Origin of the sequence: Pseudomonas sp. Hp2 (assembly GCF_006386585.1) — a bacterium.
In the GTDB taxonomy this organism is placed as follows: domain Bacteria; phylum Pseudomonadota; class Gammaproteobacteria; order Xanthomonadales; family Xanthomonadaceae; genus Pseudomonas_S; species Pseudomonas_S boreopolis.
This window is the reverse complement of record NZ_VAHJ01000001.1, coordinates 345,050-366,237: the sequence shown is the minus strand read 5'-3', so window position 1 is coordinate 366,237 and position 21,188 is coordinate 345,050. Positions and strand designations below refer to the sequence as shown.

The 21,188-nt window shown below is 67.5% G+C and carries 18 protein-coding genes and 1 tRNA gene; all 19 read left to right on the top strand.

Annotated elements, in window-relative coordinates:
* Positions 1 to 22 precede the first annotated feature (22 nt).
* The 19 genes from FD678_RS01510 (at position 23) to rpsO (ending at position 21,086) form a co-directional block, all read left to right on the top strand.
* On the top strand, positions 23 to 775 hold the full coding sequence (locus tag FD678_RS01510; RefSeq protein WP_140718836.1) for an NADH-quinone oxidoreductase subunit C: 753 nt from the start codon (positions 23 to 25) through the stop codon (positions 773 to 775).
* Entirely contained in the window at positions 772 to 2,076 is a 1,305-nt protein-coding gene (locus FD678_RS01505; protein WP_140718835.1) for an NADH-quinone oxidoreductase subunit D, read from the top strand. The genes FD678_RS01510 and FD678_RS01505 overlap by 4 nt, the downstream gene beginning before the upstream one ends.
* Complete coding sequence (nuoE, locus tag FD678_RS01500) at positions 2,073 to 2,600, top strand: NADH-quinone oxidoreductase subunit NuoE (RefSeq protein WP_140718834.1); 528 nt, start codon at positions 2,073 to 2,075, stop codon at positions 2,598 to 2,600. The genes FD678_RS01505 and nuoE overlap by 4 nt, the downstream gene beginning before the upstream one ends.
* 4 nt (positions 2,601 to 2,604) lie before the next feature.
* Positions 2,605 to 3,945, top strand: a complete 1,341-nt coding sequence (gene nuoF / locus FD678_RS01495; RefSeq protein ID WP_140718833.1) for an NADH-quinone oxidoreductase subunit NuoF — start codon at positions 2,605 to 2,607, stop codon at positions 3,943 to 3,945.
* Positions 3,942 to 6,176: an NADH-quinone oxidoreductase subunit NuoG gene (nuoG, locus tag FD678_RS01490; RefSeq protein WP_140718832.1), complete on the top strand. Its 2,235-nt coding sequence runs from the start codon at positions 3,942 to 3,944 to the stop codon at positions 6,174 to 6,176. The genes nuoF and nuoG overlap by 4 nt, the downstream gene beginning before the upstream one ends.
* Positions 6,173 to 7,264, top strand: coding sequence for an NADH-quinone oxidoreductase subunit NuoH (gene nuoH / locus FD678_RS01485; protein WP_140718831.1), 1,092 nt, complete (start codon positions 6,173 to 6,175; stop codon positions 7,262 to 7,264). Before nuoG ends, nuoH begins: the two co-directional genes overlap by 4 nt.
* A gap of 5 nt (positions 7,265 to 7,269) precedes the next feature.
* Positions 7,270 to 7,758, top strand: a complete 489-nt coding sequence (gene nuoI, locus FD678_RS01480; RefSeq protein WP_140718830.1) for an NADH-quinone oxidoreductase subunit NuoI — start codon at positions 7,270 to 7,272, stop codon at positions 7,756 to 7,758.
* A 7-nt stretch (positions 7,759 to 7,765) separates the two neighbouring features.
* Positions 7,766 to 8,422 (top strand): NADH-quinone oxidoreductase subunit J, encoded by a 657-nt coding sequence (locus tag FD678_RS01475; protein WP_140718829.1) that lies wholly within the window; start codon positions 7,766 to 7,768, stop codon positions 8,420 to 8,422.
* On the top strand, positions 8,419 to 8,724 hold the full coding sequence (gene nuoK, locus FD678_RS01470; RefSeq protein ID WP_140718828.1) for an NADH-quinone oxidoreductase subunit NuoK: 306 nt from the start codon (positions 8,419 to 8,421) through the stop codon (positions 8,722 to 8,724). The genes FD678_RS01475 and nuoK overlap by 4 nt, the downstream gene beginning before the upstream one ends.
* Before the next feature lie 7 nt (positions 8,725 to 8,731).
* Positions 8,732 to 10,843, top strand: coding sequence for an NADH-quinone oxidoreductase subunit L (gene nuoL / locus FD678_RS01465; protein ID WP_140718827.1), 2,112 nt, complete (start codon positions 8,732 to 8,734; stop codon positions 10,841 to 10,843).
* A 20-nt stretch (positions 10,844 to 10,863) separates the two neighbouring features.
* Positions 10,864 to 12,369 (top strand): NADH-quinone oxidoreductase subunit M, encoded by a 1,506-nt coding sequence (locus FD678_RS01460; protein WP_140718826.1) that lies wholly within the window; start codon positions 10,864 to 10,866, stop codon positions 12,367 to 12,369.
* Between the two features lie 35 nt (positions 12,370 to 12,404).
* Positions 12,405 to 13,865: an NADH-quinone oxidoreductase subunit NuoN gene (gene nuoN, locus FD678_RS01455; protein ID WP_140718825.1), complete on the top strand. Its 1,461-nt coding sequence runs from the start codon at positions 12,405 to 12,407 to the stop codon at positions 13,863 to 13,865.
* 187 nt (positions 13,866 to 14,052) lie between these two features.
* A tRNA-Met gene (locus tag FD678_RS01450) sits at positions 14,053 to 14,129 on the top strand.
* A gap of 178 nt (positions 14,130 to 14,307) precedes the next feature.
* Positions 14,308 to 14,898 (top strand): ribosome maturation factor RimP, encoded by a 591-nt coding sequence (gene rimP, locus FD678_RS01445; RefSeq protein WP_140718824.1) that lies wholly within the window; start codon positions 14,308 to 14,310, stop codon positions 14,896 to 14,898.
* A gap of 4 nt (positions 14,899 to 14,902) precedes the next feature.
* Positions 14,903 to 16,414 carry a transcription termination factor NusA gene (gene nusA, locus FD678_RS01440; protein ID WP_140718823.1) on the top strand — a complete coding sequence of 504 codons (1,512 nt, stop codon included), beginning with the start codon at positions 14,903 to 14,905 and terminating at the stop codon, positions 16,412 to 16,414.
* A 95-nt stretch (positions 16,415 to 16,509) separates the two neighbouring features.
* Positions 16,510 to 19,179, top strand: a complete 2,670-nt coding sequence (infB, locus tag FD678_RS01435) for a translation initiation factor IF-2 (RefSeq protein WP_177497505.1) — start codon at positions 16,510 to 16,512, stop codon at positions 19,177 to 19,179.
* A 101-nt stretch (positions 19,180 to 19,280) separates the two neighbouring features.
* A complete protein-coding gene (gene rbfA, locus FD678_RS01430; RefSeq protein WP_140718821.1) occupies positions 19,281 to 19,640 on the top strand; it encodes a 30S ribosome-binding factor RbfA in 360 nt (119 codons plus the stop codon).
* 101 nt (positions 19,641 to 19,741) lie between these two features.
* A complete protein-coding gene (gene truB, locus FD678_RS01425) occupies positions 19,742 to 20,644 on the top strand; it encodes a tRNA pseudouridine(55) synthase TruB (RefSeq protein ID WP_140718820.1) in 903 nt (300 codons plus the stop codon).
* A gap of 181 nt (positions 20,645 to 20,825) precedes the next feature.
* A complete protein-coding gene (rpsO, locus tag FD678_RS01420) occupies positions 20,826 to 21,086 on the top strand; it encodes a 30S ribosomal protein S15 (RefSeq protein ID WP_140718819.1) in 261 nt (86 codons plus the stop codon).
* The last annotated feature ends 102 nt before the right edge of the window (positions 21,087 to 21,188 follow it).

The window sequence follows — 21,188 nt, the reverse complement described above, 5'->3', positions numbered from 1 at the left end:
TAAAGAGAGCAGCCAAGCCCCCATGGCAGAGCAAGCATCCTCCTTCACCGACCGACTCAGTGCGCGCTTCGCCGGCGCCCGGGTCACCGTGGTCGAACCGCGCGGCGAAGTGACGCTGGAAGTGCCTGCGGCCGACTGGCATGCCACCTGCCTGGCGCTGCGCGACGAGTTCGGTTTCGAGCAGCTGTCCGACCTGTGCGGCGTCGACTATCTCGGCTACGGCAGCGACGAGTGGGATACCAGCGACGTGTCGTCGCAGGGATTCAGCCGCGGCGTCGAGGGCAAGGCCGTCGGCCGCTTCGCCTGGGGCGAGTTCCCCTCGCGCGAGACGGCCGAGGGCGTGCAGCCCGACGTGCTGCCGGCGCAGCGTTTCGCCGTCGTCGCGCAGCTGCGTTCCTACCAGCACAACCTGATGCTGCGCGTGCGCTGCTACGCGCCGAACGACGAGTTGCCGGTGGTGGCCTCGGTCACCGACGTCTGGCCGGGCGTGAACTGGTTCGAGCGCGAGGCGTTCGACCTGTACGGCATCGTCTTCTCCGGCCATCCGGACCTGCGCCGCATCCTCACCGACTACGGCTTCGTCGGCCACCCGTTCCGCAAGGACTTCCCGCTGATCGGCAACGTCGAGGTGCGCTACGACGAAGAGAAGAAGCGCGTGATCTACGAGCCGGTGACCTCGGTCGAGCCGCGCGTGAACGTGCCGCGCGTGATCCGCGACGACGCGCGCTACCAGACCGCGGCCGGCGAGTCCGCACAGACGGAGGCCGCCAAGTGAGCGAGTTCCACCAGGCCCACCAGGGCTTCGCGACGCCTGCGCAGAGCAAGCAGGAAATCCGCAACTACACGATGAACTTCGGTCCGCAGCACCCCGCCGCGCACGGCGTGCTGCGCCTGATCCTGGAAATGGACGGCGAGACCGTGGTCCGCGCCGACCCGCACATCGGCCTGCTGCACCGCGGTACCGAGAAGCTGGCCGAGACCAAGCCGTTCAACCAGTCGATCGGCTACATGGACCGGCTGGACTACGTGTCGATGATGTGCAACGAGCACGCCTACGTGCGCGCGATCGAGACCCTGATGGGCATCGAGGCGCCGGAGCGCGCGCAGTACATCCGCACGATGTTCGACGAGATCACCCGCATCCTGAACCACCTGATGTGGGTCGGGTCGAACGCGCTCGACCTGGGCGCGATGGCGGTGATGCTCTACGCGTTCCGCGAGCGCGAGGAGCTGATGGACGTCTACGAGGCGGTCAGCGGCGCGCGCATGCACGCCACCTACTACCGTCCGGGCGGCGTCTACCGCGACCTGCCGGACCGCATGCCGAAGTACAAGGAGTCGCGCTGGCACAAGGGCAATGCGCTGAAGAAGCTCAATGCCGCCCGCGAAGGCTCGATGCTGGACTTCCTGGAGAACTTCACCAACGAGTTCCCCAAGCGCGTCGACGAGTACGAGACGCTGCTGACCGACAATCGCATCTGGAAGCAGCGCACCGTCGGCGTCGGCGTGGTCGAGCCCGAGCTGGCCAAGGCCTGGGGCATGACCGGCGTGATGCTGCGCGGCTCGGGCATCGCCTGGGACCTGCGCAAGAAGCAGCCGTACGCCAAGTACGACGCGGTCGATTTCGACATCCCGCTCGGCACCCAGGGCGATTGCTACGACCGCTACCTCTGTCGCGTGGCCGAGATGCGCGAGTCCAACCGCATCATCAAGCAGTGCGTCCAGTGGCTGAAGGCCAACCCCGGCCCGGTCATGGTCAAGAACTTCAAGGTCGCTCCGCCCGCGCGCGAGGACATGAAGGACGACATGGAAGCGCTGATCCACCACTTCAAGCTGTTCAGCGAAGGCTATTGCGTGCCGGCCGGCGAGACCTACTGCGCCGTGGAAGCCCCGAAGGGCGAGTTCGGCTGCTACCTGGTCTCCGACGGCGCCAACAAGCCGTTCCGCGTGCACCTGCGCGCGCCGGGCTTCGTGCACCTGTCGTCGATGGACGCGGTGGTGCGCGGCTACATGCTGGCCGACGTGGTGGCGATGATCGGTACTTACGATTTGGTTTTCGGTGAGGTCGACCGATGAAGGCGACGGGTAATTTCGAGGCGGCGCGCGACGTCGATCCGATGGTGGTGCTCAGCGACAAGACGCGGGCGCACATCGACCACTGGCTCGCCAAGTTCCCGCCGGACCGCAAGCGTTCGGCGGTGCTGCAGGGCCTGCATGCCGCGCAGGAGCAGAACCAGGGCTGGCTGACCGACGAGCTGATCGCCGGCGTCGCCAAGTACCTGGACATCCCGCCGGTGTGGGCCTACGAGGTCGCCAGCTTCTACTCGATGTTCGAGACCGAGAAGGTCGGCCGCAACAACGTCGCCTTCTGCACCAACATCAGCTGCTGGCTCAACGGCGCCGAGGAACTGGTCGCGCATGCCGAGAAGAAGCTCGGCTGCAAGCTGGGCCAGTCCACCGCCGACGGGCGCGTCTACCTCAAGCGCGAAGAAGAATGCCTGGCCGGCTGCGCCGGTGCGCCGATGATGGTCATCAACGGCCATTACCACGAGCGCCTGACCAAGCAGAAGGTCGACGAGCTGCTGGACGGGCTGGAGTAACGGCATGGCACATCACCACGAATCCCATGGGCCGGTCGGCCCGGCGCCGCAGCCGCACCAGGTGGTCTACACCACGCTGCACTACGACACCCCGTGGTCGTACGAGAACTACCTGAAGACCGGCGGCTACGCCGCGCTGCGCAAGATCCTCGAGGAGAAGATCCCGCCGGCCGACGTGATCGAGATGGTCAAGCAGTCCGGCCTGCGAGGCCGCGGCGGCGCGGGCTTCCCGACCGGGCTGAAGTGGTCCTTCATGCCCAAGGGCGACATGCAGAAGTACATCCTGTGCAACTCGGACGAGTCCGAGCCGGGTACCTGCAAGGACCGCGACATCCTGCGCTACAACCCGCACTCGGTGGTGGAGGGCATGGCGATCGCCTGCTACGCCACCGGCTCGACCGTGGGCTACAACTACCTGCGCGGCGAGTTCCACCACGAGCCGTTCGAGCACTTCGAGCAGGCCCTGGCCGATGCCTACAAGCACGGCTGGCTGGGCAAGAACGTGCTGGGCTCGGGCGTGGACATCGACATCTACGGCGCGCTCGGCGCCGGCGCCTACATCTGCGGCGAGGAAACCGCGCTGATGGAGTCGCTGGAAGGCAAGAAGGGCCAGCCGCGCTACAAGCCGCCGTTCCCGGCCAACTTCGGCCTGTACGGCAAGCCCTCGACGATCAACAACACCGAGACCTACGCCTCGGTGCCGGCGATCATCCGCAACGGCCCGGAGTGGTTCAAGGGCCTGAGCAAGACCGCCAATGGCGGCCCCAAGATCTTCTCGGTCTCCGGCTGCGTGCAGAAGGGCGGCAACTTCGAGGTGCCGCTGGGCACGACCTTCGACGAGCTGCTGGAGATGGCCGGCGGCCTGCGTCCGGGCCGCAAGCTGAAGGGGGCGATCCCGGGCGGCGTGTCGATGCCGGTGCTGAAGGCCGAGCAGCTCAAGGGCCTGCAGATGGACTACGACACCCTGCGCGCGCTCGGCACCGGCCTGGGTTCCGGCGCGATCGTGGTGCTCGACGACAGCGTCTGCTGCGTCAAGTTCGCCTGCCGCATCAGCCAGTTCTTCCACAAGGAATCGTGCGGCCAGTGCACGCCGTGCCGCGAAGGCACCGGCTGGATGCACCGGGTGCTGGAGCGCATCGTCGCCGGCAAGGCCACGATGGAAGACCTGCACCAGCTGCGTGCCGTGGCCGGCCAGATCGAGGGTCACACGATCTGCGCCTTCGGCGAGGCCGCGGCCTGGCCGATCCAGGGTTTCCTGCGCCAGTTCTGGGACGAATTCGAGTACTACATCGTCAACGGTCATTCGATGGTTGACGGCAAGAAGGTGGAGGCTGCTGCCGCATGAGCGCGCAACCGGTAAATCCAAACGTGCCGCCGGATCACGTCACCATCGAGATCGATGGGCAGAGCCTGGTCGTGCCGAAGGGCTCGATGATCATCCAGGCCGCCGACAAGGCCGGGATCCCGATCCCGCGCTTCTGCTACCACGACAAGCTGGCGATCGCGGCCAACTGCCGCATGTGCCTGGTCGACGTGGAGAAGTCGCCGAAGCCGTCGCCGGCGTGCGCGACGCCGGTGATGGACGGCATGAAGGTCTTCACCCGCAGCGACAAGGCGCTGAAGTACCAGCGTTCGGTGATGGAGTTCCTGCTGATCAACCACCCGCTGGACTGCCCGATCTGCGACCAGGGCGGCGAGTGCGAGCTGCAGGACGTCTCGCTCGGCTACGGCCGCTCGGTCAGCCGCTTCAACGAGCGCAAGCGCGTGGTCCCCGACGAGGACCTGGGCCCGCTGGTCGCCACCGAGATGACCCGCTGCATCCAGTGCACGCGCTGCGTGCGCTTCACCGCGGAAGTGGCCGGCACCTACGAGCTGGGCGGCATGTACCGCGGCGAGAACCTGCAGATCGGCACCTACGACGGCAAGCCGCTGACCACCGAGCTGTCCGGCAACGTGATCGACGTCTGCCCGGTCGGCGCGCTGACCAACAAGGTGTTCCAGTTCCGCGCCCGTCCGTGGGAGCTGCAGGCGCGCGAATCGCTGGGCTACCACGACGCGATGGGCTCGAACCTGTTCCTGCACGTGCGCCGCGGCGAAGTGCTGCGCGCGGTGCCGCGCGACAACGAAGCCGTCAACGAGTGCTGGTTGTCCGACCGCGACCGCTATTCGCACCAGGGGCTGTACAGCGCCGACCGCGCGCTCAAGCCGCTGAAGAAGGTCAACGGCGAATGGCAGGAAGTGAGCTGGGCCGAAGGCCTGGCCGCGGCCACCGAGATCCTCAAGGCCCACCGCGGCGACGCGCTCGGCGTGCTGGCGCACCCGGCCACCTCTAACGAGGAGGGCGCGCTGCTGGCCCGCCTGGCCGAGGGCCTGGGCACCGGCAACCTGGACCATCGCATCTACAACCGCGACTTCTCCGACGCCGCCATCGCCCAGCCGTTCGCGATGCCGCTGGCCGAGATCGAGCAGGCCGACGTGATCGTCCTGGTCGGCAGCAACGTCCGCCACGAGCTGCCGCTGCTGCATGCCCGCCTGCGCAAGGCGCAGACCAAGCACGGCGCCAGGATCCACTCGGTCAATCCGGTCGACTTCGACTTCGCCTTCGCGCAGGCCGGCAAGAAGATCGTGGCCCCCTCGGGCTACGCCGCCGCGCTGGAAGACGGCGCGCTGCGCGATGCGGTCAAGGCCGGCACGCGTGCGGTGGTGATCGTCGGCGGGCTGGTCGAGAACCATCCGCAGGCCGCCACGCTGCGCAAGGCCGTGGCCGACTTCGCCGCCGCGACCGGCGCCGCGCTGTGCCGCATCCCGCAGGGCCCGAACAGCCTCGGCCTGGGCGCCCAGGGCGTGCTGCCGACCGGCCTCGACGCCTCGGCCATGCTGGCCCAGCCGCGCCAGGCCTACGTGATCTACGGCATCGAGCCCGGCCTGGACTTCGCCGACACCGCGGCCGCGCGCAAGGCGCTGGCCGGTGCCAAGGTGGTGGCGTTCAGCCAGTTCGCCTGCGCCTCGACCCGCGACGTGGCCGACGTGATCCTGCCGATCGGCGCGTTGCCGGAAATCGAGGGCACCCTGGTCAACCTCGACGGCCGTGCGCAAACCACGCGTGCCGCCGGCAAGCTGCCGGGCGAGGCCCGCGAGGGCTGGCGCGTGCTGCGTGCGCTCGGCGGCGAGCTGGGCCTGGCCGGTTTCGATTTCACCGACCTGGCCGGCCTGCGTGCAGGCATGCAGCAGCGCGACGTGGCGCCGAAGGCCTCGGCCCAGCCGTCCGTGGCGGGCGAGGGCCTGGAAGTGGCGGCGACGGCGGCGATCTACCGCACCGATGCCGTGGTGCGCCGCGCCCAGGCGCTGCAGTCGCATCCGCTGAACGTGGCGCCGCATGTCGCCCTGCATCCCGACGAGGCCGCGCGGCTGCAGGTGCGGGAAGGGCAGGTAGTCAAGGTCGGCACCGCCACCGGGCATGCCACCTTGCCGGTCGTCGTCGACGCGCGCGTGGCGGCCGGGACGGTCTGGATTGAGTCGGGCCACGGCGCTACCGCGCCGATCGGCGCCGGTCGCGTAACGGTGGTGGCTGCATGAACGAGATGCTGTTGAACGCGGTGGACCCGCTGCACCAGTGGTTCCTGGGACTGGGCACCATCGGCGCGATCCTGTGGATCGTGCTGAAGATCCTGCTGATCGCCGTGCCGGTGATCATCGCGGTCGCCTTCTACGTGGTCTGGGAGCGCAAGCTGATCGGCTGGATGCACGTGCGCCACGGGCCGATGTACGTCGGCATGGGCATCTTCCAGGCCTTCGCGGACGTCTTCAAGCTGTTGTTCAAGGAAGTCATCCAGCCGAGCAGCGCGCACAAGGCGCTGTACGTGATCGCCCCGCTGATCGTGCTCGCGCCGGCGTTCGCGGCCTGGTCGGTGGTGCCGTTCGACGCGAAGGTGGTGCTGTCCAACGCCAACGTCGGCCTGCTGTACCTGCTGGCGATGACCTCGCTGGGCGTGTACGGCATCATCCTCGCCGGCTGGGCCTCGAACTCGAAGTACGCCTTCCTCGGCGCGATGCGCTCGGCCGCGCAGGTGGTCAGCTACGAGATCGCGATGGGCTTCGCCCTGGTCGGCGTGATGATCGCCGCGCAGAGCGCGAACCTGAGCGAGATCGTGATGGCGCAAGCCGGCAGTTCCGGCTTCCTCGACTGGTTCCTGATCCCGCTGCTGCCGCTGTTCGTCGTGTACTGGGTGTCCGGCGTGGCCGAGACCAACCGCGCGCCGTTCGACGTGGTGGAAGGCGAATCGGAAATCGTGGCCGGCCACATGGTCGAGTACTCCGGCGGCGCGTTCGCGCTGTTCTTCCTGGCCGAGTACGCCAACATGATCTTGGTCAGCTTCCTGATCTCGATCTTCTTCCTCGGCGGCTGGTTGAGCCCGATCCAGGGCTGGGTCGCGGCGGACGTGTCGCCGTGGGTCAACTGGATCTGGACCGGCGGCTGGCCGTGGCTGCTGCTGAAGGTGCTGTTCTTCGCCAGCGCGTACATCTGGTTCCGCGCCAGCTTCCCGCGCTACCGCTACGACCAGATCATGCGCCTGGGCTGGAAGGTGTTCATTCCGTTGACCATCGTGTGGATCGCGGTCACGGCGCTGATGGTGTTCTACGGCGTGATCCAGAAGGGCGTTTGATTTCGATGAACAAGATCACCCACTACTTCAAGAGCCTGCTGCTCCTCGAGCTGATCGGCGGCCTGTGGCTGACGCTGAAGTACACCTTCAAGCCGAAGTACACCGTGCTGTACCCGATGGAGAAGTTCCCGCAGTCGCCGCGCTTCCGCGGCCTGCACGCGCTGCGCCGCTATCCGAACGGCGAGGAGCGCTGCATCGCCTGCAAGCTGTGCGAGGCGGTGTGCCCGGCGCTGGCGATCACCATCGACTCGGCCAAGCGCGAGGACGGCACCCGCCGCACCACGCGCTACGACATCGACCTGTTCAAGTGCATCTTCTGCGGCTTCTGCGAGGAGAGCTGCCCGGTCGATTCGATCGTGGAGACCCACATTCTCGAGTACCACTTCGAGAAGCGTGGCGAGAACATCGTTTCCAAGCCGCAGCTGCTGGCGCTGGGTGATCGGCTCGAGGCCGAGATCGCCGAGCGTCGCGCCGCCGACGCCGCCTTCCGCTGAGGTCATGATGGACTGGGTCAATATCGCTTTCTGGGCCTTCTCCGCCATCGCGGTCGTCGCCGCGGGCGCGGTGATCAGCGTGCGCAACCCCGTGTACGCCGTGCTGTGCCTGATCCTGACGTTCTTCTCCATCGCCTGCGTGTGGCTGCTGGTCGGCGCCGAGTTCCTGGGCGTCACGCTGGTGCTGGTCTACGTCGGCGCGGTGATGGTGCTGTTCCTGTTCGTGGTGATGATGCTGGACATCGATACCAGCCGCCTGCGCGAGGGCTGGGTGAAGTACCTGCCGGTCGGCGCGGTCGTGGCGGTGGCGATGCTCGTGCAGATGATCACCCTGATCGGGGTCAAGGCGCGTTCGGCCACGCCGCTGCCGGCCGACAACGCCGCCGCCCAGGCCGCCGACGTGTCCAACCTGAAGTGGCTGGCGCACAGCCTGTTCACCGAGTTCCTGCTGCCGTTCGAGTTCGCCGCCGTCATCCTGACCGTGGCGGTGATCGCCGCGGTGATGCTGACCCTGCGCAAGCGCGAGGGCGTGAAGACCCAGGACGCCGGTGCGCAGACCCGGGTGAAGGCCGGCGACCGCCTGCGCATGGTCAAGATGCCCGTCGAGAAGAAGCCGGCCGCGTCGTCCGGTTCCAATGCCGAAGCACAGGAGGCTAAGTCGTGATCACCCTGGGCCACCTGCTCGCGCTGGGCGCGGTGCTGTTCTGCATCAGCCTGGCCGGCATCTTCCTGAACCGCAAGAACATCATCGTGCTGTTGATGTCGATCGAGCTGCTGCTGCTGTCGGTCAACATCAACTTCATCGCCTTCTCCCGCCAGATGGGCGATCCGGCCGGCCAGTTGTTCGTGTTCTTCATCCTGACCGTGGCGGCCGCCGAGGCCGCGATCGGTCTGGCGATCCTGACCACCCTGTTCCGTACCCGCCGCACGATCAATGTGGCCGAAGTCGATTCGCTGAAGGGCTGAGCCGTAGATGGAAATCACTCTCTCCAAGAATCTGCTGATCGCCGTGGTGCTTGCGCCGCTGCTGGGCAGCATCATCGCGGGCCTGCTGGGCCGGCAGGTGGGGCGCAAGGGCGCGCAGCTCGTCACCATCCTCGGCGTCGCCGTCAGCTGCGCGCTGTCGTGCTGGACGCTGTACCAGCTGGTCGGGCAGGGCGCGGTGCCGTTCAACCAGAACGTCTACACCTTCTTCGAGGTCGGCAACTACTCCGCCCACGTCGGCTTCATGGTCGACCGCCTGACCGCGATGATGATGGTCGTGGTGACCTTCGTGTCGCTGCTGGTGCACGTGTACACCATCGGCTACATGGCCGACGACCCGGGTTACCAGCGCTTCTTCAGCTACATCTCGCTGTTCACCTTCTCGATGCTCACCCTGGTGATGAGCAACAACTTCCTGCAGCTGTTCTTCGGCTGGGAAGCGGTGGGCCTGGTGTCGTACCTGCTGATCGGCTTCTGGTTCAAGCGCCCGACCGCGGTGTTCGCCAACATGAAGGCGTTCCTGGTCAACCGCGTCGGCGACTTCGGCTTCATCCTCGGCATCGCCGGCGTGCTGCTGTGGTTCGGCTCGCTGGACTACTCGGTGGTGTTCGCCAACGCGCCGCTGCTGGCCGGCGCCCAGGTGCAGCTGTTCGAGGGCCATACCTGGAGCGTGATGACCCTGATCTGCATCTGCCTGTTCATCGGCGCGATGGGCAAGTCGGCGCAGGTCCCGCTGCACGTGTGGCTGCCGGACTCGATGGAAGGCCCGACCCCGATCTCGGCGCTGATCCACGCCGCGACGATGGTGACCGCCGGCATCTTCATGGTCGCGCGCATGTCGCCGCTGTTCGAGCTGTCGCAGGCAGCGCTGGACTTCGTGCTGTTCGTCGGCGCCACCACCGCGTTCTTCACCGGCCTGATCGGCATCGTGCAGAACGACATCAAGCGCGTGGTCGCGTACTCGACCCTGTCGCAGCTGGGCTACATGACCGTGGCGCTGGGCGTGTCGGCGTACTCGGCGGCGGTGTTCCACCTGATGACCCATGCCTTCTTCAAGGCGCTGCTGTTCCTCGCCGCCGGTTCGGTGATCATCGGCATGCACCACGAGCAGGACATGCGCAAGATGGGCGGCCTGCGCAAGTACATGCCCATCACCTACATCACCAGCGTGATCGGTACGCTGGCGTTGGTGGGCACGCCGTTCTTCTCGGGTTTCTACTCGAAGGACACCATCATCGAGGCGGCCGCCCACCACGCCCACGAGGCGCACAGCTGGGTGGCGAACTACGGCTACTGGGCGGTGCTCGGCGGCGTGCTGGTGACCAGCTTCTACAGCTTCCGCCTGCTGTTCCTGACCTTCCACGGCAAGGAGCGCTTCCGCGACGCGCATGACGACCATGCGCATGGTCATGGCGCCCACGCCCACGACGACCACCACGCCCACGACGATCATGGCCACCACGGCGCCCACGAGCCGCACGAGTCGCCCTGGGTGGTGACCCTGCCGCTGGTCCTGCTGGCGATCCCGTCGATCGCGGTCGGCTTCTTCTCGATCGGCCCGATGCTGTTCGGCACCGACTGGGCCGGCCACCACGCCGCCGAGGCGATCAAGGGCCAGGCCGTGTCGTTCTTCACCGGCATCGTCGACTTCTACGATCCGGCGCGCGACACGGTCGGCGCGCTGGCCGAGGAGTTCCACGGCCCGGTCGCCTTCGCCCTGCATGGCCTGACCGCGTGGCCGTTCTTCCTGACGGTGGCCGGCTTCCTGCTGGCGGCGCTGATGTACCTGTGGAAGCCGGAGCTGGCCGCCAAGGCGCGCGAGGCCTTCTCGCTGCCGGTGCGCATCCTCGAGAACAAGTACGGCTTCGACAAGCTCTGGATCGGCGGTTTCGCCGGCGGCGGCGTCAAGCTGGGCAAGGTCTCGCGCGCCATCGACACCTACGTCGTGGACGGCGCCGCGGTGAACGGCTCGGCGCGCCTGGTCGACCTGGCGGCGAACCTGCTGCGCCGCACGCAATCCGGTTTCCTCTACCACTACGCCTTCGCGATGATCATCGGTCTGATCGCTCTGCTGGCGGTACTGATGCATTACTGGCGTTGACCTGTACGGAATAAGAAGACGTGTCGAACTGGCCCTTACTGTCTGTCCTGATCTGGCTGCCGATCGTCGGCGGTGCCCTGATCCTCGCACTGCGCAATGCGCAGGCCGCCCGCTGGGCGTCGCTGCTGGTCGCCGTGGTGACGTTCCTGCTCAGCCTGCCGTTGCTGAGCGGATACGACACCGGCAACGACGCCCTGCAGTTCGTCGAGCAGCACGCGTGGATCCCGGCCTACGACATCGGCTACAACCTGGGCGTGGACGGGATCGCGGTGGCGCTGATCCTGCTGACCACGCTGGTGACGGTGCTGGCGCTGATCGGCGCGTGGAGCGCGATCGAGAAGCGGGTCAACCAGTACGTGGCCGCGTTCCTGATCCTGGAAGGCGTGACCGTGGGCATCTTCGCGGCGACCGACGCGATGCTGTTCTACGTGTTCTTCGAGGCGATGCTGATCCCGATGTTCCTGATCATCGGCGTCTGGGGCGGCCCGCGCCGCATCTACGCGGCGATCAAGTTCTTCCTGTACACCTTCCTCGGCTCGGTGCTGATGCTGGTGGCGCTGATCTACCTGTACCTGAAGGGCGGCAGCTTCCAGCTGCACGACCTCTACGCGCTGCAGCTGACCGCCAGGGAGCAGACCTGGATATTCTTCGCGTTCCTGATCGCCTTCGCGGTCAAGGTGCCGATGTTCCCGGTGCATACCTGGCTGCCCGACGCGCACGTGGAGGCGCCGACCGCCGGTTCGGTGATCCTGGCCGCGATCGCGCTGAAGATCGGCGGCTACGGCTTCCTGCGCTTCAACCTGCCGATCGTGCCGGACGCCAGCCACGAATGGGCCTGGCTGGTGATCGCGCTGTCGCTGGTCGCGGTGATCTACGTCGGCCTGGTCGCGCTGGTGCAGGACGACATGAAGAAGCTGGTGGCGTACTCGTCGGTCGCGCACATGGGCTTCGTCACCCTGGGCACGTTCATCGCCTTCACCCTGGTGCGCGACTACGGCAGCGTCGATGCCGCTCGCCTGGGCCTGCAGGGCGCGATGGTGCAGATGATCTCGCACGGCTTCGTGTCCGGCGCGATGTTCTCCTGCATCGGCGTGCTGTACGACCGCATGCATACCCGCCGCATCGCCGACTACGGCGGCGTGGTCAACGTGATGCCGTGGTTCGCCACCTTCGCCATGCTGTTCTTCATGGCCAACGCGGGCCTGCCGGGCACCAGCGGCTTCGTCGGCGAGTTCATGGTGATCCTGGCCAGCTTCCAGAAGCACCCGTTCGTCGCCTTCGGCGCGGCGACCACGCTGGTGATCACCGCCGCGTACACGCTGTGGCTGTACAAGCGCGTGTTCTTCGGCGAGGTGGCCAATGCCCACGTCGCCGAGTTGAAGGACATCAACGGCCGCGAGGCGTTCGTGCTCGGCGTGTTCGCCGCCGGCGTGCTGGCCCTGGGCCTGTATCCGAAGCCGCTGACCGATCTGATGGAGCCGTCGATCGCCAAGCTCGCCACGCAGATCGCCGCGAGCAAGCTCTGAACGGCCGTTGCAAGACTTGATTCCAGGATTTGATGATGACCACGCCAACGCCCTTGTCGTTGACCACCGCTGATCTGGCACCCCTGGCCCCCGAGCTGGTGCTCGTCGCCGGCGCCTTCGCGCTGCTGATGATCGACCTGTTCGTGAGCCAGCGACACAAGGCGGTCACGCACGTGATCTCGGTGGCCATCCTGGCCATCGTGTTGGCCATGCTGGCCACCGGTACCGGGGGGCAGGGGGAGGTCTTTCACGGCATGTTCGTGCGCGATACCGCCGCGGACGTGATGAAGGCCGTGATCGTGCTGGTCAGCGGCCTGACGCTCGTCTACGGCTGGAGCTACCTGCGCGAGCGCAACCTGTTCCAGGGCGAGATACCGGTGCTGGTGCTGTTCGCCACCTCGGGCATGATGATCCTGGTCTCGGCCGGCAGCCTGCTGATGGTGTACCTGGGCCTGGAGCTGCTGGCGCTGTGCTCCTACGCGCTGGTCGCCTCCAACCGCGACAACGCGCTGGCGACCGAGGCGGCGATGAAGTACATCGTGCTGGGCTCGCTGGCCTCGGGCCTGCTGCTGTACGGCATGTCGCTGATCTACGGAGCCACCGGCACGCTGAGCCTGGCCGGCATCCACGAGGCGATCGACGGTTCGTCCGAGAAGACCCTGCTGCTGACCGGCACGATCTTCATGATCGCCGGCGTGGCCTTCAAGCTCGGCGCCGCGCCGTTCCACATGTGGCTGCCGGACGTCTACCAGGGCGCGCCGGCGCCGATCGCGCTGTTCATCAGCTCGGCGCCGAAGCTGGCGGCGTTCGGCATGGCCTACCGGCTGCTCGAGGTGGGCGTCGGCCCGCTGTCGCAGCAGTGGCACCTGCTGATCGGCGGCCTGGCGGCGGCGTCGCTGGTGATCGGCAACCTGATGGCGATCGCGCAGAGCAACCTCAAGCGCATGCTGGCGTACTCGACCGTTTCGCACATCGGCTTCCTGCTGATGGGCGTGGCCGGCGGGGACGAGCGCGGCTACGCGGCGGCGATGTTCTATGCGGTGAGCTACGCGATCATGTCCACCGCGTCCTTCGGCGCGATCATCGCGCTGTCGCGCAGCGGCTTCGAGGCCGAGAACATCGACGACTTCAAGGGGCTGAACGCGCGCAACCCGTGGATGGCCGGCCTGGTGCTCTGCATCATGGCATCGCTGGCCGGCATCCCGCCGTTCCTGGGCTTCTGGACCAAGCTGGCGGTGCTCGGCGCGGCGGTGCACGGCGACATGCTGTGGCTGGCGATCCTGGGCGTGGTCAGCGCCGTGATCGGTGCCTACTACTACCTGCGCGTGATCAAGGTCATGTACTTCGACGAGCCGGTCGGCGAGCCGCTCCCGGCCAACAACGACCGCGTGCTGGGGATCGTGCTGGGCGTCAATTCGCTGGCCCTGCTGGCGCTGGGCCTGGCCTGGAACCCGATCATGGTGTGGTGCCAGCGCGCCTTCGCCGGGCTGGCCTGATCGGTCGTTCTGCGCCCGCGGCCTCCGTTCGCATGGAGGCCGCGGCGATGGATTGGGTTGTTCGTATTCCTTAATCGGAATACAGCGGTTATCATTGACCGCCTCGGTGGACGTGCTTCGGCCGATCATCGATCGAGTGAACAGGGCTTGCAATGTTTTCCCGGTTCCCTCATAATTCCGCTTCTGCTGCGGGGTGGAGCAGTCTGGCAGCTCGTCGGGCTCATAACCCGAAGGTCGCAGGTTCAAATCCTGCCCCCGCTACCAAGTTTCGGTTCGTTGCCTTTGCGGCGAATGTCCTTGGAATCGCAAAGACGCTTGTTCCCGTCTTTGCGCCAACCCTCCGAGGTTGGATTTTTTCGCGCAAGGGGCCCATTGGGCCCCTTGTTGTTTCCGGGGCTCATGTTTTTCCGGGGCCTCGCTAGTCAGACTGGATCAGGTGGCTGTGAGCGACAAGGCAACCGAAATCGCGAATATGCTGGCTCCCACGGTGCAGGCCCTGGGGCTCGAGCTGCTGGGCGCGGAATACCTCCCCGCACCCGGCAGCGCGACCTTGCGCCTGTACATCGACGTTCCGTTGGCGGAGCAGCCCGAGCGGGTGGTGAACATCGACGACTGCGAGCGGGTGAGCCGCGAGGTTTCGGCGCAGTTGGACGTGGAAGACCCGATCAGCGGCAACTACACGCTGGAAGTGTCCTCGCCGGGCGTCGACCGCCCGCTGTTCACGCTGGACCAGTTCGCCCGCCATGTCGGCGAATCGGCGAAGGTCGGCCTGAAGCTGCCGCAGGACAACCGCAGGCGCCTGCAGGGGACGATCGTCCGCGTCGAGGCGGCGGCCGGCCAGGTCGTCTTCGACGTCGACGGTAGCGAGATGGCGGTCGCTTTCGACAACATCGACAAGGCGCGGATCGTCCCCGACTGGGTCGCCCTGGGGCTGGCGCCGCAGAAACCGAACAAGCCGGGCCCGAAGAAGGCGGGCCAGGCCAAGAAGAAACCATCCAACGAGTCGGCGGCCGGCAAGCCGCGCGCGGAGTGATCAGATGAGCAAGGAACTTTTGCTGGTAGTGGACGCGGTCGCCAACGAGAAGGGCGTCCCGCGCGAAGTCATCTTCGAGGCGATCGAGGCGGCGCTGGCGTCGGCGGCGAAGAAGCGCTACGTGGACCAGGACGTGCTCACGCGCGTGAGCATCGACCAGAAGGATGGCAGCTACGAGACCTTCCGCCGGTGGGAAGTGGTGGCCGACGACGTGGTGATGGAGTCGCCCGACCGGCAGATCCGCCTGATGGACGCGATCGATGAGGCCGACGGCGTCGAGGTCGGCGACTACATCGAGGAGCAGATCGAGAACCCGGACTTCGGGCGCATCGCCGCGCAGGCCGCCAAGCAGGTGATCGTGCAGCGCGTGCGCGAGGCCGAGCGCCAGCAGGTCGTAGACGCCTGGAAGGACCGCGTGGGCGAGCTGGTCACCGGCGTGGTCAAGCGCGTGGAGCGCGGCAACATCTACGTCGACCTGGGCGGCAACGCCGAAGCCTTCATCCCCAAGGACAAGGGCATCCCGCGCGATGTGCTGCGCGCCGGCGACCGCGTGCGCGGCTACCTGGCCGAGGTGCGCTCCGAGCCGCGCGGCCCGCAGCTGTTCATCAGCCGCGCCGCTCCCGAATTCATGATCGAGCTGTTCAAGCTCGAGGTGCCGGAAGTCGGCCAGGGGCTGGTCGAGATCAAGGCCTGCGCGCGCGATCCGGGCGACCGCGCCAAGATCGCCGTGATCGCGCACGACAACCGCACCGATCCGATCGGCGCCTGCATCGGCATGCGCGGCTCGCGCGTCCAGGCGGTCTCCAACGAGCTCAACGGCGAGCGCGTGGACATCGTGCTGTGGAACGAGAACCCAGCCAACTTCGTCATCAACGCGATGGCGCCGGCGGAGGTGCAGTCGATCATCGTCGACGAAGAGAAGCATTCGATGGACCTGGCCGTGGCCGAGGACCGGCTAGCCCAGGCGATCGGCAAGGGCGGCCAGAACGTGCGCCTCGCCAGCCGCCTGACCGGCTGGCAGCTCAACGTGATGACCGCCGACCAGGTCGCCGCCAAGTCGGAAGCCGAGCAGGCGGCCGCGCGCCAGCTGTTCATGGACAAGCTGGAGGTCGACGAGGAGATCGCCGGCATCCTGGTGTCCGAGGGCTTCAACACGGTCGAGGAAATCGCCTACGTCCCGGTCGGCGAGCTGCTGGCGGTGGAGGGCTTCGACGAGGACATCGTCGAGGAGCTGCGCGCCCGCGCCCGCGACGCGCTGCTCAATGCCGCGCTGGCCGAGGAGGAGGGGCTGGACGAGCAGCAGCCGGCCGACGACCTGCTGGCGCTGGAGGGCATGGACGAGGCCACCGCCTTCGCCCTGGCCGCGCACGGCGTGCGCACCAGCGAGGACCTGTCGGACCTGGCCGCCGACGAGATCGTCGAGTTCGGGATCGAGGGCATGACCGCCAAGCGCGCCGCCGCGCTGATCCTGGCCGCCCGTGCCGAGGAGATCGCCCGCCTGGAGCGCGGCGAATGAGCCGGCGATGAACCGCGCCCTGACCCCTTCAGGGCTTAGAATCTGCGTTTCCCTTGCGATGGGCGAGGGGGCGCCCACCAGAGCATAGGATCCGAATGTCGCAGCAAACCACCATCCGCAAGCTTGCCGAACTGGTCAACACGCCGGTCGAGAAGCTGCTGGAGCAACTGGCCGAGGCCGGCATGAAGTTCAGCGGTCCCGACCAGGTCGTGACCAGCACCGAGAAGATGAAGCTGTTGGGCTTCCTGCGTCGCATGCACGGCAAGTCCGAGGCTTCGGCCGAGGCCGTGGGCGAGGCGCCCAAGAAGATCACGCTCAACCGCCGCAAGCTGCAGGAGGTGACCGTCAACGCCGGTCGCAGCAAGACGACGGTGAACGTGGAAGTGCGCCAGAAGCGCACCTACGTCAAGGCCGCCGAGAACGAGGCGGCGCCGCGGGCCTCCGCCGGCCCGGTGGACGACGAGCGCGCCGAGATCCTGCGCAAGCTCGAGGAGTCCCGCCAGCGCAACCTGGCCGAGCAGCAGCGCCTGGCCGAGATCGACCGCCAGCGCGCCGAGGAACTCGAGCGCAAGCGCAAGGAAGAAGAAGCCGAGCGCGAGCGCCAGGAGGCCGAGCGGCGCGCAGCCGAGGCCGCGGCAGCGGCCGAAGCCGCGCCGGCCGGTGCCGACGGCACCGATGACGAGGCGCCTGCGCCGCGTGCCGCGCGCACCGCGCCGGCCGCGCGTCCGGCCGCGCCTGCGCCGCGTTCCGCGCCGCGCAGCGACGATCGCGGTGCCCCCCGGCACAAGAGCCGCGGTTCGCACGCGATGGTGGCCGGCGTGGACGACGACGATACGACCAAGCGTTTCGCCGGACAGTTGCACCTGTCGGCGGCCGACCGGGCGCGTCGTTCCAGCTCCAATACCCGCGGTCGCCCGGGCAAGGCGTCGCAGGGCTCGCGCCGCGGCAACGAGCCCTCGCGCAGCGGCGGCGGCAGCCATGGATTCGAGCGCCCGATCGCCCCGGTGGTGCGCGAGGTCGCCATCGGCGACACCATCACCGTGGCCGACCTGGCGCAGAAGCTGGCGCTGAAGGGCGGCGACGTGGTGAAGGCGCTGTTCAAGATGGGAGTGATGGCCACCATCACCCAGAGCATCGACCACGACACCGCGGTGCTGGTCACCGAGGAACTGGGCCACAAGGCCACGCGTGCCGACAGCGCCGACTTCGAGGACGCGCTGCTGGCGCATGCCGAGGAAGTGCAGGGCGAGACCTCGCCGCGTCCGCCGGTGGTCACCATCATGGGCCACGTCGACCACGGCAAGACCTCGCTGCTGGACTACATCCGCCGTACCAAGATCGCCTCGGGCGAGGCCGGCGGCATCACCCAGCACATCGGCGCCTACCACGTCGAGACGCCGAAGGGCGTCATCAGCTTCCTGGACACCCCCGGCCACGCCGCGTTCACCTCGATGCGTGCCCGCGGCGCCAAGATCACCGACATCGTGGTGCTGGTGGTCGCGGCTGACGACGGCGTGATGCCGCAGACCAAGGAAGCGGTGCAGCATGCGAAGGCGGCCGGCGTGCCGCTGATCGTGGCGGTGAACAAGATCGACAAGTCCGACGCCGACCCGCTGCGCGTGAAGAACGAGCTGCTGGCCGAGGACGTGGTGGCCGAGGAGTTCGGCGGCGACACCCAGTTCGTCGAGGTCTCGGCCAAGACCGGCCAGGGCATCGACAACCTGCTCGACGCCATCAGCCTGCAGGCCGAGGTGCTCGAACTGAAGGCCGTGGCCGAAGGCCGCGCCAGCGGTACGGTGATCGAATCCTCGCTGGACAAGGGGCGCGGCCCGGTCGCGACGGTGCTGGTGCAGCAGGGCCGCCTGAAGAAGGGCGACTACCTGGTGTGCGGCATCCAGTACGGCCGCGTGCGTGCGCTGTTCGACGAGACCGGCAAGCAGCCCGAGTTCGCCGGGCCGTCGATCCCGGTGCAGGTGCTCGGCCTGTCCGGCGTGCCGGATGCCGGCGACGACTTCGTGGTCGTCGACGACGAGCGCCTGGCCAAGGACGTCGCGCAGCAGCGCGAGGCCAAGCGCCGCGAGTCGCGGCTGGTGGCCTCGGCGGGCAACCGCATGGAGGACATCCTGGCGCAGATGGGCAAGGGCGAGGGCCAGCAAGTCCTCAACCTGGTCATCAAGGCCGACGTGCAGGGCTCGGTGGAGGCGCTCAAGCAGGCGCTGGTGGCGCTGTCCAACGACGACATCCGCATCAACGTGATCCACGCGGGCGTCGGCGGCATCACCGAGTCGGACGCCAACTCGGCGGTCGCGGCCAAGGCCACGGTGATCGGCTTCAACGTCCGCGCCGACGCGTCGGCGCGCAAGATCATCGAGTCCAACGGCGTGGACCTGCGCTACTTCTCGATCATCTATGACGTGATCGACCAGGTGAAGCAGGTGGCTTCCGGCCTGTTGGGCGTGGAGATCCGCGAGGAGATCATCGGCATCGCCGAGGTCCGCGACGTGTTCCGCAGCTCCAAGTTCGGCGCGGTCGCCGGCTGCATGGTGGTCGAGGGCGTGGTCAAGCGGAGCAAGCCGATCCGCGTGCTGCGCGACAACACCGTGGTGTTCGAGGGCGAACTGGAATCGCTGCGTCGCTTCAAGGACAACGTCGACGAGGTGCGCAACGGTACCGAGTGCGGCATCGGCGTGAAGGCCTACAACGACGTCAAGGTAGGCGACCAGATCGAGTGCTTCGAGCGCATCGAAGTGGCGCGGACGCTGTGAGGCCGTGATTCGGGACTCGGGATTCGTGATTCGCAAAGGCGGAACACGTTCCCCGATCCCGCCACTGCTTGGCGAATGACAAATCACGAATCACGAATCACATGCCCACCAAATCCTTCCACCGTACCGACCGGGTCTCTGCGCAGATGCGCCGGGACCTGGGCACGATCGTGCACGCCGCCGTGCGCGAGCACGGGTTGCCTTCGGTCAGCGTTTCCGACGTCGAGGTGAGCCGCGACCTGGCGCATGCCAAGGTGTTCGTCACCGCGCTGCAGCCGGAGCGCTCGGCCGAGGCGGTCAAGGGCCTGAAGGAACTGGCCCGCGAATTGCGGACCCAGTTGGCGCGCGCGATGAAGCTGCGCCACGTGCCGGAACTGCACTTCCAGTACGACGATTCGGTGGACCGCGGCGAGCGCATCGGCAACCTGCTGCGCGATCTGCCGAAGGGCGACGAAGAATAAGCCGTCCCGGCTGTGGCGCCCGGTTGCCAGCCGGGTAGGCCCGTCGGGACCGGGGCCCGCCCGCAACGGCAGGCCCGGCTTCGCACTGCACTCGATCCTGAATGACCTCGAAGAAGATTTCCTTCCGTCGCCTGGACGGCATCCTCTTGCTCGACAAGCCGGCAGGCATGAGCTCCAACGGGGCGTTGCAGGCCGCACGCCGGCTGTTGCGGGCCGAGAAGGGCGGGCACACCGGCAGCCTGGACCCGCTCGCGACCGGCCTGTTGCCGTTGTGCTTCGGCGAGGCGACCAAGATCGCCGGGTTGCTGCTCGGCTCGGCCAAGGCCTACGAGGCCGGGGTGGTCCTGGGCGCCACCACCGATACCGACGACGCCGACGGCGTGGTGCTGCGCGAGCGACCGGTGCCGGCCCTGGACATGGCTTCGGTGCGTGCGGCCCTGCAGCCGCTGACCGGACGCATCCGGCAGCGCGCGCCGATCTATTCCGCGCTCAAGCAGGGCGGCGAACCGCTGTACGCCCGGGCGCGACGCGGCGAGGCCATCCAGGCGCCGGTGCGCGAGGTCGAGGTGCAGGCGATCGAGGTCCTGGAGCTGGACGCCGGGCGCCTGCGCCTGCGGGTGACCTGCGGCTCCGGGACGTACATCCGCAGTCTGGCCCGGGACCTGGGCGAGGCCCTGGGATGCGGGGCGCATATCGCCACGCTGCGGCGCCTGTGGGTGGAGCCGTTCCGGGAGCCCGGGATGGTCACGCTGGACGCCCTGGAAGCGGCCCCGGAGGCCGGGCGCGAGGCGATGCTGTTGCCGCTGGCGGACGGACTGGCCGGGTTCCCGCGGCTGGAGCTCGACGGCGAGCAGGCGCGCCGCTTCCGCATGGGCCAGCGCCTGCGCGATGCTGCCTTTCCGCAAGGGCAGGTCGCGGTGTTCGGGCCCGACGGGGCGGCGAGCGGCCTCGGCCACGTGGACGGTTCAGGTTTGTTGTCGCCGCAGCGGCTGTTCAACCCCTGAATCCGGCCCGGATCCAGCCCGCCCCAAGCCCGCGCCTTGTTCCGGGAAGTCGCCAACGTTACAATTTCGTGCGCCTTTCTGGCGCATTCCGGCGCCAAGGGCGCATATCACCAGCAAACGGCGAGTCGGGCGGTGCGCAATCGTGCGTTCCTGCCGGCCACGCATCTACGAGAAAACTACCATGTCGATCGACACCCAGAAGGTCATTGAAGACAACAAGCGCAGCGCGCAGGACACCGGTTCGCCGGAAGTGCAGGTCGCGCTGCTGACGGCCCGCATCGAGCTGCTGACCGAGCACTTCAAGACCCACAAGAAGGATCACCACAGCCGTCGCGGCCTGCTGCAGATGGTCAACCGCCGTCGCAGCCTGCTGGACTACCTGAAGAAGAAGGACGGCGAGCGCTACAAGGCCCTGATCGAGAAACTCGGCCTGCGCCGCTGATCACCCTAATCCGCCGCGGCGCAGCGATGCGCCGCGGCTTCGTTTTGGTTCTTCGCTGAACTTCCGGCCGGGATCGCCCGGCAGCCGTCCACGGCAAGGGCC

Excerpts from the sequence above, each read along its gene's own strand:
- nuoI (WP_140718830.1), top strand. The coding sequence starts at position 7,270 with ATGAACAAGATCACCCACTACTTCAAGAGCCTGCTGCTCCTCGAGCTG.
- nuoN (WP_140718825.1), top strand. The coding sequence starts at position 12,405 with ATGACCACGCCAACGCCCTTGTCGTTGACCACCGCTGATCTGGCACCC.
- nuoL (WP_140718827.1), top strand. The coding sequence starts at position 8,732 with ATGGAAATCACTCTCTCCAAGAATCTGCTGATCGCCGTGGTGCTTGCG.
- truB (WP_140718820.1), top strand. The coding sequence starts at position 19,742 with ATGACCTCGAAGAAGATTTCCTTCCGTCGCCTGGACGGCATCCTCTTG.
- nuoF (WP_140718833.1), top strand. The coding sequence starts at position 2,605 with ATGGCACATCACCACGAATCCCATGGGCCGGTCGGCCCGGCGCCGCAG.
- FD678_RS01475 (WP_140718829.1), top strand. The coding sequence starts at position 7,766 with ATGGACTGGGTCAATATCGCTTTCTGGGCCTTCTCCGCCATCGCGGTC.
- nusA (WP_140718823.1), top strand. The coding sequence starts at position 14,903 with ATGAGCAAGGAACTTTTGCTGGTAGTGGACGCGGTCGCCAACGAGAAG.
- infB (WP_177497505.1), top strand. The coding sequence starts at position 16,510 with ATGTCGCAGCAAACCACCATCCGCAAGCTTGCCGAACTGGTCAACACG.
- nuoG (WP_140718832.1), top strand. The coding sequence starts at position 3,942 with ATGAGCGCGCAACCGGTAAATCCAAACGTGCCGCCGGATCACGTCACC.
- nuoH (WP_140718831.1), top strand. The coding sequence starts at position 6,173 with ATGAACGAGATGCTGTTGAACGCGGTGGACCCGCTGCACCAGTGGTTC.
- FD678_RS01510 (WP_140718836.1), top strand. The coding sequence starts at position 23 with ATGGCAGAGCAAGCATCCTCCTTCACCGACCGACTCAGTGCGCGCTTC.
- rpsO (WP_140718819.1), top strand. The coding sequence starts at position 20,826 with ATGTCGATCGACACCCAGAAGGTCATTGAAGACAACAAGCGCAGCGCG.
- rbfA (WP_140718821.1), top strand. The coding sequence starts at position 19,281 with ATGCCCACCAAATCCTTCCACCGTACCGACCGGGTCTCTGCGCAGATG.
- nuoE (WP_140718834.1), top strand. The coding sequence starts at position 2,073 with ATGAAGGCGACGGGTAATTTCGAGGCGGCGCGCGACGTCGATCCGATG.